This window comes from Pseudomonas sp. PvP025, from assembly GCF_017832155.1.
Lineage (GTDB): Bacteria > Pseudomonadota > Gammaproteobacteria > Pseudomonadales > Pseudomonadaceae > Aquipseudomonas.
This window is the reverse complement of the sequence record NZ_JAFIBJ010000001.1, coordinates 448,168-460,155: the sequence shown is the minus strand read 5'-3', so window position 1 is coordinate 460,155 and position 11,988 is coordinate 448,168. Positions and strand designations below refer to the sequence as shown.

Here is an 11,988-nt window from a genome sequence, read left to right as displayed (position 1 = left end):
ACTTCTCGGAAACCGAACGTCCAAGACAGGGTCCGTTATTGGCCCAGAGTGTGTAAAACGCCTTCGCAAACCCTTGCTATGATTTCTGAGGTTTTCATCGCAGGGATCGCCCATGAAGCGCTTTATTCAAGGTGAACATCGAGGTCAAGGAACCTTCCTTCCGGAGAGCCTCGACGATTACGTCACGGAGGCCAATCCGGTACGCGTAGTCGACGTCTTTGTCGACGAACTCGACCTGGTCAAACTGGGTTTTGAAAGTGCTATTCCAGCCGATACTGGCCGGCCTGCTTACCACCCTGCGATCCTGCTGAAGATCTACATCTAGGCTATCTCAACCGCATCCAGTCAAGCCGACGTTTGGAGCGAGAAGCCCAGCGCAACGTCGAACTGATGTGGCTGACCGGGCGTTTGATGCCGGATTTCAAGACCATCGCCAACTTCCGGAAACACAACAGCAAGGCCAGCCACGCTTTGCCTACAGTGGCTTGACGAGTTTTCGCAGTTGTTCTTTCGAAAGCCGCCGGGTTCTCGCACGCGATCATCTACGGTTTGACTACGGCGCTGGCCTGTAAGCCAAGTCTCGCGGCCGCTCGCTCAGAGGCTTGTCTCGCCTGAGCGTCCATCCACACCCGGGCTTTACGCTCTTCGATCATTCGGTCCGGCCCGACCTCATCAGGTGTACCTGAATGAAAAGGTGGCTCAGGTGAATATTCGATAATGAGCTGCACATGTTTCGCAGCATCTTCTCCGCAGAGTTGTGCGGCCAGCGTCAGGCCAAAATCCAGACCCGCGGTGACGCCTCCCCCGGTCAAACGATTTCGGTCGTGCACGACACGGCCCGTTTCATGAACAGCGCCCATGAGTGGTAACAGGTCAGCAACGCCCCAGTGCGCTGTCGCCCGATAACCGTTCAATAGCCCTGCCGCTGCAAGTACCAGCCCTCCGGTGCAGACGCCGGTTACGTATTTGGCTGAAGCACCTCGATCCGCGAGGAAGCTCAACGTCTGCTGATCCTCCATTGCAACCAGAGACCCCATCAGGCCGCCAGGTACAAACAACACATCCAAATCCTTAGGGCATTTCTCAAAGGTGATGTCCGGCGTGACGCTGATACCAACATCCGTTGAAACGGGCTCTAGCGTTTTCGCGACAAGATAAATGTCACACCCGAGTATTCGGAGGATGGTCTGCGGCCCGACCAGGTCCAGTAAGGCCATGCGTGGATGAACCAGCATTGCAATCTTGCGTCCAGCCCCTGGAGCCTGGGTACGTGGCATTGGCATACCCGCGTCCATTTCTTTGGCGCTAGCCTTTTCCCCAAGCAGCAGCCCACCCGCCAGTACCATGGAGAGGGATAGGAAGTCGCGTCTTCCCGGGTAGTCGGCGTCTATGTCAGTCATCTTGGATATTCCTCTACAGCATCAGGGCTGAAATGATTAGAAAGAAAAAGTGCTTGAGACCAGAACAGTCCGTGGCGCGCCACGTGACACGCCTGCAACCTGCCCTGCGGATGCAGATGCCCAATAATCCTTGTTCAACACGTTCTCCACTGCCAAACGCAGCAGCACAGGCTTGTCCATCAGCCCTTTGAGGGCGTAGCGAGCCCCCAGGTCGTAGCGGGTCCAGGCATCAATGGACTGGGTGTTGGCAGAATCGATGTATTGCTCACCGGTACGGATCGCTCGCGGGGGGTTCACTCAAGATCGCTGGCTGACCTTCAATCAAGCCAAAAAAGCCGGCGGGCACATCCGTAAGGGTGAGCACAGCACTCTGGCAGTGCTCTACAAACCGATGGAGCGCGAGGAACAGACCGAATCAGGCCAACCCGTACTCGATGAAAACGGTCAGCCCAAGGTCGCTCACTTCGGCATTCTCAGGACACATTTTCTGTTCAACATCGAGCAAACGGAAGGGCTCGAAACGCTCAACGAAACTTTAATCGAGACGGAACCGAGCGATCCCTTCTTCCCCAACGCTGCTGCAGAAAGTTTGTTGCGAAGTTCGGGCGCAAATATCATTCATCGATTTGCCGACGAAGCCTTTTACCACCCAATCAGGGATCTCATCCAACTGCCGACAAAAGCGCAATTTCACGATCAGGGTGGGTACTACGCCACCGCGCTTCACGAGCTGACGCACTGGACCGGGCACCACTCTCGGTTGCAGCGTGAAGGCGTGACCACACCTTGCCCATTCGGCTCGCCAGGTTATGCATTTGAAGAGTTGATCGCCGAAATGGGGGCCGCTTTTTTATGTGCCTACGCCGGTATACGGGGAGAGCTTCGGCACGAGGGCTATATCGACTCCTGGCTCGGCCTGCTCAAGGCTGACAACCGCGCGATTTTCCGCGCCAGTGGCCAGGCCCGATGCGCTTCGGAGTATGTGCTCAACCTGGAGCAGCAACGGAAGCAGACGGTAATGGATGACTCGCGATGCATGAACGATGGCGCTTGATCGTCACCTCACCGCTGCAAACGCTTCATAGGGTCCAACACGAGTTGGACCCTTTTTCTATGCCCAGAAAAATCCCCACACTGCGGAGCTCTGACGCAAAGAACATGAGGTAACCCCGTAACCGCAGTACGCCGTTACGTATCCAGATTCTCCGCCAGGTAATCCACCAGATCGAGCGGACTCCGGCTGTCGATCACCTTGTAGATAAGGTCACGTTTGCTGCGCGGTAGCTTCTTGACCACGCTCTTCGCCGAGGCCCTGACGGCTTCGTCTGTTCCATGGATACGTGCCGCGAGCAGCAGCACGAGCGTGGCGTCAGTGAGATTCATGACAAAACCCAATAAAATTCGCACCGCAGTGTACCGACACTTTCCTTTTTCGTACCAGCATGCACATCCAATAAAACGGCACCAGGACAAATCGATATTCCGATTGCCGCACAAAGGGAAACGCGTCAAAAGGACCGGTAAGGGTTGGAAGGGAATGGGGGTCAAGGGTAAGAGCCCTATCCGAAAAGGCTAAAAGGCTACTGATCCGCCATCTCCCGGGAGGCCGCGATGCTCAGGCTGTTTCGCCACAAAAGGCAAAAACCTCCTCCGCCACCCACCGTCAACGTCGCCGAAGGCTACCTGCCCATCGAATCGCCCCAGAGCTTGTTAGCAGCCGAGCACCGCCGCCAGTTGCTCGATCGCATCTGGCAGTACACCGCCCTCTCCCATCAGCAGTTCAGGCAGCTCTATTTAAATCCGATCCATCGCTACGCCGAGCTGGTCCAACAACTCCCGGCCAGCGAGACACACCACCACGCTTATCTTGGCGGCATGCTCGACCATGGGTTGGAGCTGGTCGCTTGCAGTTTGAAACTGCGTCAGTCGTATCTGCTTCCCACCGGTGCCGCGCCCGAAGACCAAGCTGCACAGACAGATGCCTGGTCCGCCGGCATCGCTTATGGAGCCCTGCTGCATGACATCGGCAAAATCGCCGTGGACCTGCTGGTCGAACGCCAGGATGGCCGTGTCTGGCATCCTTGGCAGGGATCCCTGGATCAGCCGTATCGTTTTCGCTACCTCAAGGGTCGCGACTACCACCTGCACGGCGCGGCCGCAGGCTTGATCTATACCCAGATTCTTGACTGCCCGATCCTCGATTGGCTCAGTGGGTTCCCATCGCTCTGGGCCAACCTGCTGTATGTCCTGGCGGGCCAGTACGAACGTGCCGGCGTGCTCGGTGAGTTGGTGATGCAGGCCGACCGCGTTTCTACTGCGCAGAACATCGGTGGTAACCCGAACAAGGCGCTGCAAGCACCGATTCATTCGCTGCAACATCACTTGATCGGCGGACTGCGTCATCTAGTTCTGAACGAGCTGAAACTCAACCAGCCAGGTGCCGCGGGATGGCTGACCCAGGACGCACTCTGGCTCGTCAGCAAGACGGTCACAGACAAGCTCCGGGCCTATCTGCTGTCGCAATCGATTGAAGGGATTCCCTCGTCCAATCTCGCGGTGTTTGACGAGCTGCAATCGCATGGATTGGTTGAGTCCACGCCGGAAGGCAAAGCCATCTGGACCGCGCTTGTGGCACAGGGAAATTGGCAGCAGAGTTTCACCTTTCTGCGCCTTCAACCCGCACTGATTTGGGGAAACGAAGACCGGCCCAAAATTTTCAGCGGAACAGTGACCATGGTAGTCGATGACCACCCGACTGACGCTCCGGTATCACCACCAGTGCCCAAGGCAGGCGGAACAGGATCACATCAAAACCAATCGCTGGAAGATTCACTAGCGATGGATGCCGATTACCTCGGAACGTTGCTGAATATGTTCGAATTGGCAGAGCCCGAGACTCCTGAATCACCACCCGAAAGAGCTCTTGAAATCCGAAGCTCCCCTTCGGACAACCCCGGTCGGGCATTCCTGAAATGGGTCAAGGAAGGCATCCAGAGCCACAAGCTGATCATCAACGACAGCAAGGCTAAAATCCACACGGTGAGCGGCAGCGTGCTATTGGTCACACCAGGTCTCTTCCAACGCTATGTGCAGGAGTTTCCTGGTATCTCACAGGATTTCGATCAAGAGATTGAAGAATGGCGTTGGGTGCAGAAGCAGTTCGAAAAACTGAAGGTCCACAGGAAACGAGACGATGGCTTGAACATCTGGATCTGTCATGTCGAAGGTCCTCGGAAGAAAGCAAATCTTAAAGGTTATTTGCTCGAGACCCCGGCGTTGTTGTTCAATATTGTGCCGGCCGATAATCCTTTTCTTAAAATCGTAAATGCTTAGATTTCCATAGAAATCTATTGGATCCTACGACATTCTGCACCGCGAGTATTAGGACTGCCGAACTCATGGCCGGCCACAATACTGTGACGCCGTTGCAGTTTGAGAGACCGCATACTACAGCCTACACCGACGCGGTGAAATTATGACAGCGTGCCCCGGTTTGACACAGGGTCGGCCAGGGGGGGGCTCCGTCTCTCTTCGCCCCCTTTCTATCTCATCCCTGAACCCGCAGATGATCACTAGTAAGGATGTTTGTCCACGCAGTCCTGAAGTCTCGCAACGCCTGGTTCGATGCTGGCTTCCCACGGAAAATCATTGGTGAGCTAGGCTCGTGCCAAGCTCACAGCCAAAAGCGCGCATTCGCACCGAAGGAATTGTCAAACACAAATGACTTTGTATTTGATGACGGTATGGCTACAGAAGAGCTCACCTTTAGCGATCCATTGAGTCTCCTGTTTTGCTCTCACCATCAACCGAGCTGGGTGGAAAAAACAAGTCTCAGATGGATAGGCGTTCTTCTGGCAGAGATTCATACCGAATCACACCTCGTGCCCATAGATCGCCTTTGCGAGCGGCCCTCCGGATGGATGAAGGCGAGATCACGAGCCACTTCCCAATTTTCGGCTTAACCAAAGGCCTCCCCATTCGGGCGTGACAGGCCGCAAGGAACGGCTCCATCTTTTCGATGATATGCGGTGCGAGCTGGGCTACCTCCGACGATGCATAGCTGGCTTCGGGTGCATAGGTCAGTCCTTTCGGAAAAGCGTACGCTGTATCCCAAAATACTGCCGGCATTTCGCACGCTAAGAAACCTGCACCCGCAGGTAGGTAGTACGTACCCAAGTCGATAATCGAGCCATCGAGTTCCACCCAATAATGAGAATGCTCGCCGGACTCAGATGCATACCCGTGAACGAAGCCCCTTCGCTGATCCTGCGAAACCACAAAGGCTGAAAATCTACCCCCCAGCACCTCAGGGCTATGTCCCAGCGACTGCAAGAGACTGTGCACACCAAAAGATGCATACAAACATCGTTTGTAGTAGTCATCGGGAAACTGGGCCTTCAGGCATCTATCTACTACACAGAGAACGCGCTCAACAACCGTAGCATCGACCAAAGCAAGCTCCTTCTCAGATTTGGTGCTCGAAGATAAATATAGTGGCCATTACATGACATAACATGACTAAAATCCACCCCGGCACCTGACGGATCGCCTTGCGCTGGAACGCCGAATTACCACGCCCAGCGCAACATGCGACGTCAGGGCCATCTATATACCTCTCTCAGCGGTAGCAGGCGACTGATGAGACTCTCTGCAGGTAAGCTATATGGATGAGCAGGTTGCGCTGAAGTTGATCGCCGAGAAGGCCTATGACGTCGGGTACTCCGCCAAACTTCACTTCTCCACCTACGACATTGTGGAGAAAGCTCCAGGCTGGATCGGCCTGATCTCCCTGGTGATTGGCGTGCTAGCGCTCTACATCGATTTCTTGGCGGCAAAACACATCTCGGCGCTCATTACGGTGATCGGCATCTGCAGCCTCTACATCACCTATTACGGCGATACCAAAGAGCAGTATTTCCAGGCTGGGAACAAGCTGACGCAGTTGCTGGATCAGCTGAAGAGCATGTCTGCCCGGTGCAAATCCAATCACCAGTTCACCTCCGCCGATCAAGCCGAACTGGATCAAATCACCACCGATTTCCGCTCAGCCTGTCAGAGAAAGCACATCCTGTTCTCAGGCTGGCTTGCTCACAAGAAATTCTTCTGGGATCAACAGGTCGACTGGATCGCTGAGCACCGTGAGTTTTCGTTTTTCAGGGACAAGATCCCGTTTTCCGTTTACGCGCTAATTGTGGTGGTTCTGATCGCTTATGCCGGCGGGTCATGGCTTGCCGCGCATCCAGATCTTCTGCTCTCCCTAAAGGACGCTTGCACCCATGAGTAAAGAGCTTTTTGAGCAATTTCGAAGAAACCTGGCCGTCAAGAACGCCGACGAGATCTCCAAAAGCTACCGGCAGATCACCGAGAAACTGAACGGAAAATACTACGACAGTGCCTCAGACATCCTCCACTGCCGCCAGGTCGGCTCGTACGGTCGCCATACCGCCGTCCACGGCGTAAGCGATCTGGACATGGCGTTCGTGCTGCCATGGTCGGTCTACGATCGCTTCCAGCGTTACGAAAATAACAAACAGTCGGCGTTACTCGGAGAGATACGCCTAGCCCTGAAGGAGCGCTTTCCTAATCATGAGGTCAGGGCTCAGCAGCAGGTAGTGTCGATCAACTTCACGGATTACGTGGTCGAGGTGCTACCTGCGTTCGAGCATGAGGATGATAGCTACACTTATCCGGATGCGAATGACGGGGGCAACTGGGAAACCTGCAACCCGGTCGCTGAAATCGATGAGATTAACGCGCTGAACCAGGCCAAAAACCATAACCTCAAGCGCCTATGCAAAATGGTGCGGGCCTGGAAGAACGACCACGGCGTGCCGCTTAAAGGGATGATGATCGACACTCTCTGCTACCAGTTCCTCAAGAACACCGCAGACTACGACGCCAACTCCTATTCCGCCTACGGCGAAATGACTCGGGATTTCTTCGCATACCTGGTGGATATCGACGAGGACAAGGAGCAATGGCGTGCGCCTGGAAGCAGCTCGATCGTCACGAAGTCAGGTAACTTCCACCCCAAAGCCAAGAAGGCCCTGAGGCGTTTACAGGAGGCTCTGGACGATGCTGAGGTTGCCCATGAGCGGTGGAGCACTGTCTTTGGCGAACATTTCCCAGAGTATGTCGAGCAGGAAAAGAAGCAGGCGATAGCGGAAAATCGCGTCAAAAATGGCGAACAGTTCATTGGCCGAAAATTCAGCCTCGACATCCAGTACACCCTTCGTATCGATTGCTCGGTCAAAAATGAGGGTGACCGACTTCGCAACCTCATGTCACGCGTTATGACCTACCGGATCCCGAAACAGCGTGAGCTGACATTTTGGGTAGCCGAGATCGATGTGCCGCCACCTTATAAAATCTACTGGAAGGTGAAGAATCTCGGCCCGGCGGCCATCGAGCGGAACATGATTCGCGGGGAAATCCGTATCGACAGCGGCCACCATCAAATCACCGAGCACTCAACCTTCCAAGGCGACCATTACGTGGAATGCTATGCGGTGAAAGACAACGTGTGCGTTGCCCGCAGCCGAATCATCGTGCCGATATGAGTACTGTCGAAGTGTTTCAGGAGACAGTCCGCACTTACGCAACTTTTTGTGACGAAACTACAAAGCACTGGTAAAAAACAATGCCATACGCTATCGGCGAGGGAGGCAGCTTTGAAGCAATATGCAGCGAATAGCGTCGACGAGTTAAACCAGCTCCTTGGGACCTTCGGTGAGGATATTTTGTTTCGTGGCCAGATCTCCCATTACGGTGAGGTGGGAGCCCCCTCCATAGGAACGTCCTTCGACAGGAAGGGGTGCATACCGAGCGAAATGCTCAAGTGGTGTCGCTACTCCCAAGGCGTGTTGGATGCCTACATCGCCCAGCACCGATCAGACTTTGCCTACCAGCAGGCCCTCCTTCAGCACTACGGGTGGCGTTCGTTTTACGTCGATTGCACTTCAAGTGCAGCCGTAGCTGCATGGTTCGCCAGCCACAAATACAGTGAAGCAACCACGCTGGAGCTGTGCGAGGACTGTGACGAGGTGGCGGTGATGGTCAGAAAGCGCATGGCCCGCTATGCACCTGTGATCGGCACTGGTCATCTGTATGTGCTCAGTAAGCAGGCCGCCAATCATGTAGGCCTAGTCAACTTGGCTACGTTGACGGTTGAGGGCTACAGGCCGCGCACCGTGGCTCAGTCAGCTTGGCTTCTTGGCCCTCTGCACAATCCGATTCCACAGAATTGCTATCTCGCACAAATCACTGTCCCGAGCGACGTTCTGCAGGCGTATGCCGCTGCCCGTGGCTTAACCGACACGAACACGCTCTTCCCCTCTCCCGCAGACGATCCGATCTTAAGATCACTGCTGGGCTTGCCGTGGGAGGAGATCAAGTTTGAAGCAAGCCTCAAAAATCTGCCTGCGTTCAAGCGAGCACTGGAGCTTCCGGAGTACCATCCAAGCTTAGTGAAAATCGCAGGTGCGCAAACGGCGTTCTATCGTGGTGCAAGGATTCTGGATACCCAGGATTCGATTGATGGTAACCCTCACAGTGGAATCTTCGTCGAAATCCCGGACATGGTGCTCTATGGCTCAGCCGACCCGAGCAAGCCCCTTCGCTTCCCTGAAATCGAGAAGCTAATCAACGAGAATGGCACGGTAGCATTCGAAGCAGACACGTTGATCAAGCATCCAACCCTAGATCACCTGACGCTCTACCAGAAGGGCGTCGGCGTCATACCTCGCGGGCCCGACCTATTTGAGGTTTGTGAACTCACCGTCAACCACCCAGGGCTCCGACTGAGCGGCGCCGGCTTCATCACGGGCTGGACATATCGGAGGCAGGCAAGCGGAGTGTGGACACGGGAAGCGCAGACCACAGATTGCTCATGCGGCAATCCCATCGTCCATGCACAGCACATCAGCGCACTGCACATCGCCGAAGAGTTCCTGAGAGATCCCAAAGGCTTCAATTGACGAAGCTCGTGCACTCAGCCGTGCCGATCACTAAGGAGCACGGACGGCTAGCCTCGACCAATGTCGGGATGAATCTCGACTCATCGCTGTACCCGACTCACTACGCTATCCTGATCAAACTCGCAGGCGCTTCCAAAATCTTCAATCAGATGGGTTTGAGGTTCATCTTGGCTTCAAAAATCAGCAGATCGCTTTCCTCGTTGGTGATCATCATGTTGACTAGGCGAGGGCTCACTTCGATCTCGCCGCCGAGCGTCGCACGCACAGTTTCGGGATACCGTTCGAGCATCAGATCCGCCAGGCCATGGCTGTAACCATCGCGGATGAGCTTGATCTTGGTGTCATCCGCAGTGCCGTATTTGATGAGTTTGTAGAACCCTGGATCCAGGGCGCCTACCCCATTCAGCACCTCGACGAACTTGAAGATCTTGTTGTCGAAGAAATCGTCCTCGTCCTTGAGACGGACGATTGCCAGGTTAATACGCTCGCCGTCATCCTTCTGGGAGATCCTTACCCAGTTCTCGTACTTGCTGTCGCGATATTTGGTATCACCCCATTTACCCACGAACACGTGATCGCTATGGCTAGTCTCGACCAGCTTTTTCCAGTACGCGAGCGTCTGTCGGATCGTCTGCTTGACGCTGAGTTTCTTCAGCTTCCAATCCAGGATCATGGCGTAGAAATTCCGGGCAGGCTCTTGCTTGAGACGCACCAGGTCGCTGTACTCTCGGCTGTTGTCGAAGTGATCGACGAACGATTTGGAGATCGCAAGCATCAGCCGGTCAACGGTGTTGATGACGCCGTTCGCCTCGATGCCTCGCCTGATCTTCCGTTCAATAGCCTCCTCCTCTGAGAACACGTCAATTTCACTGACACTGTTCGCGATTAGGAGCTTGCCCACCTGAGTGGTAACGTACCGACACTCTCGATCTTTAACCACGCCAGGATGCAGATTCTCAAGACGAGCCACGGCGTCGTCGTAGAGAAACGACACCTTCCCATCGATGATCTTGGTGGCTTCAAGCAGAACGTTGCTGACAGTGTCCTTGACCACCTTTGAAACGTTGACGGATTTATCGTAGAAAGTCTCAAGCGCTGCATTGTCGCGGGTGTAGCCATTTACGCCCAACAGGTAGATGCTGGACTCCAGCTTTCTCAACGCAGCCTTAGCTCCAGGCGCGAAGACCTCACTGAACCGGTTGACGCGTCCGACCAGGTTCTTGAATTGAGATGGCGTCAGCTTTTGCTTCCCTTTGAAAAAATCAAAGACGAAGAGTCGTTCGATCGGCAGGTTCACCCCTTCCAGAAGCGTGGAGTTGCAGACCAAAAACCTCATCTGCTTGGAGCTGCTGAACAGGTTCTCCAAGTAAAGACGGATGGTGTCAGGGATCGAACCATGGTGGTACATAACCCCTTTGCGCAGGCAGCCGATCAGTTTGTAGCGTCGGTCAAAAAGCTCTTCTAGCTCGGCACAGGCGGTCTGGATCAGCGGACAATCTACGAGCGGCAGCACGGCTGCCAGTTCAACCGCAAATGACTCAATGCTTTTTTTCCTGTTGCCGTAAACGATGTTTTTGGACAGTGCTTCGCCTTTGATGAGCTCGAAGCAGTTGGCATACCTCCGATCGAATTCCATCCAGTCATTCAGGAAATGGTCGTAGAGCTTGAGCTTCGTCTGGCCCCTCCCTGCCCTAAAATCCTTAATGTAGAAGCGCTCAGACTTGATGTACTCGTCGATCTTGAATCCGCTCGGGATCATGTCCAAGAAGCGCACACGGACATTGAGTTCATCGCATAGGAAGGGAGTCAGGAACTTGAATGATGTTTCCGGATTACGAGCCCCCAGGATGCACAGCATGGCAGCCAGTAATTCACTTCTGCGGTCGCTCTGCAGCAGGTTGTGGGCCTCGTCGACGAAGACCATATCGAAGCTCAGCCCGGCGTTCTCGTTCAAGAGCCTGTTGAGCCGCTCCTGGGTCAGGACAAATGCCCTGTTCTTCCGCTCAACCGAATACATCTCGGGGTGGGTCACCACCTTGCCCAGCCCCTCAATGTCCGCGTAGATCAACCGTTTTTTCGTCTGGGCCAGCAGAGCCTTAGAAGGCACGAGGATCAGGATCCGCTGCCCTGGATTTTCCCTCACCGATTGGATGATGAGCTCAGATTTACCGTAACTGGTCGGAGCAACCACGACTGACGACTTACGGTACTCCGACTGAACAAATGTCCGCAGGGCATCCTGTTGCTCAGTCAGCACGATGCCTTGATCACGGAAGGTATCGATGTAGCTGCCCACGATGTTTCGGATGAACGACTCGCTGCGGTGATCATCCTCGGAAAAGTAGCTGCTGATTACTGCTGAGACAGGGTGCAGACCACTGTTGAGTGCAACATCGTACAGCGCCTGGTACTGACCCGAAGCGTTACCGTAAAACAGGATAATGCGGTAGCCGAGACGCCGAATTTCGAGGGTCTTGTGGTTAAGGAGCAGCACGGCGATCGCCAAAAGTTTCACAATCTCTGTGTTACCCAGTTCGTCTCCCTTGAGGAGTTGGAAATACAGATCCTTGAACTTGGTGTTGCCCAGTTTCCTGATAGTCAGCTCTTCCATG

8 protein-coding genes and 2 pseudogenes are annotated in these 11,988 nt (G+C 54.5%); 6 read left to right on the top strand and 4 right to left on the bottom strand.

What is annotated here, in order from left to right:
* Window positions 1–112: 112 nt before the first annotated feature.
* Window positions 113–462, top strand: a pseudogene (locus tag JOE32_RS02160) (transposase); the annotation flags it as partial.
* 80 nt (window positions 463–542) lie between these two features.
* On the opposite strand, the gene JOE32_RS02155 reads toward JOE32_RS02160, so the two are convergent.
* Window positions 543–1,400 carry a DJ-1/PfpI family protein gene (locus JOE32_RS02155; RefSeq protein WP_307495551.1) on the bottom strand — a complete coding sequence of 286 codons (858 nt, stop codon included), beginning with the start codon at window positions 1,398–1,400 and terminating at the stop codon, window positions 543–545.
* A 289-nt stretch (window positions 1,401–1,689) separates the two neighbouring features.
* Here JOE32_RS02155 and JOE32_RS02145 point away from each other — a divergent pair.
* Window positions 1,690–2,454, top strand: a pseudogene (locus JOE32_RS02145) (zincin-like metallopeptidase domain-containing protein); the annotation flags it as partial.
* Between the two features lie 134 nt (window positions 2,455–2,588).
* Here JOE32_RS02145 and JOE32_RS02140 read toward each other — a convergent pair.
* Window positions 2,589–2,783, bottom strand: coding sequence for a hypothetical protein (locus JOE32_RS02140; RefSeq protein ID WP_096480588.1), 195 nt, complete (start codon window positions 2,781–2,783; stop codon window positions 2,589–2,591).
* A 228-nt stretch (window positions 2,784–3,011) separates the two neighbouring features.
* Here JOE32_RS02140 and mobH point away from each other — a divergent pair, with 228 nt between their 5' ends.
* Complete coding sequence (gene mobH / locus JOE32_RS02135) at window positions 3,012–4,733, top strand: MobH family relaxase (protein ID WP_209981003.1); 1,722 nt, start codon at window positions 3,012–3,014, stop codon at window positions 4,731–4,733.
* Between the two features lie 498 nt (window positions 4,734–5,231).
* On the opposite strand, the gene JOE32_RS02130 is transcribed toward mobH, so the two are convergent.
* Entirely contained in the window at window positions 5,232–5,852 is a 621-nt protein-coding gene (locus JOE32_RS02130) for a hypothetical protein (RefSeq protein ID WP_048392779.1), read from the bottom strand.
* A 211-nt stretch (window positions 5,853–6,063) separates the two neighbouring features.
* Between JOE32_RS02130 and JOE32_RS02125 the strand changes: the two genes are divergently transcribed.
* The 3 genes from JOE32_RS02125 (at window position 6,064) to JOE32_RS02115 (ending at window position 9,376) form a co-directional block, all read left to right on the top strand.
* On the top strand, window positions 6,064–6,684 hold the full coding sequence (locus JOE32_RS02125; RefSeq protein ID WP_048392778.1) for an SLATT domain-containing protein: 621 nt from the start codon (window positions 6,064–6,066) through the stop codon (window positions 6,682–6,684).
* Window positions 6,677–7,960: a nucleotidyltransferase gene (locus JOE32_RS02120; RefSeq protein ID WP_209981001.1), complete on the top strand. Its 1,284-nt coding sequence runs from the start codon at window positions 6,677–6,679 to the stop codon at window positions 7,958–7,960. The genes JOE32_RS02125 and JOE32_RS02120 overlap by 8 nt, the downstream gene beginning before the upstream one ends.
* Before the next feature lie 111 nt (window positions 7,961–8,071).
* Window positions 8,072–9,376, top strand: a complete 1,305-nt coding sequence (locus JOE32_RS02115; protein ID WP_048392774.1) for an FRG domain-containing protein — start codon at window positions 8,072–8,074, stop codon at window positions 9,374–9,376.
* A 145-nt stretch (window positions 9,377–9,521) separates the two neighbouring features.
* Here the strand turns inward: JOE32_RS02115 and JOE32_RS02110 are convergent, their stop codons facing one another.
* Window positions 9,522–11,987 (bottom strand): DEAD/DEAH box helicase, encoded by a 2,466-nt coding sequence (locus tag JOE32_RS02110; RefSeq protein WP_209980999.1) that lies wholly within the window; start codon window positions 11,985–11,987, stop codon window positions 9,522–9,524.
* Window position 11,988: the final 1 nt, after the last annotated feature.

Bases quoted from the DNA above. Each gene is read 5' to 3' on its own strand.
- JOE32_RS02155 (WP_307495551.1), bottom strand. From the start codon at position 1,400: ATGACTGACATAGACGCCGACTACCCGGGAAGACGCGACTTCCTATCC.
- JOE32_RS02140 (WP_096480588.1), bottom strand. From the start codon at position 2,783: ATGAATCTCACTGACGCCACGCTCGTGCTGCTGCTCGCGGCACGTATC.
- mobH (WP_209981003.1), top strand. From the start codon at position 3,012: ATGCTCAGGCTGTTTCGCCACAAAAGGCAAAAACCTCCTCCGCCACCC.
- JOE32_RS02125 (WP_048392778.1), top strand. From the start codon at position 6,064: ATGGATGAGCAGGTTGCGCTGAAGTTGATCGCCGAGAAGGCCTATGAC.
- JOE32_RS02120 (WP_209981001.1), top strand. From the start codon at position 6,677: ATGAGTAAAGAGCTTTTTGAGCAATTTCGAAGAAACCTGGCCGTCAAG.
- JOE32_RS02110 (WP_209980999.1), bottom strand. From the start codon at position 11,987: ATGGAAGAGCTGACTATCAGGAAACTGGGCAACACCAAGTTCAAGGAT.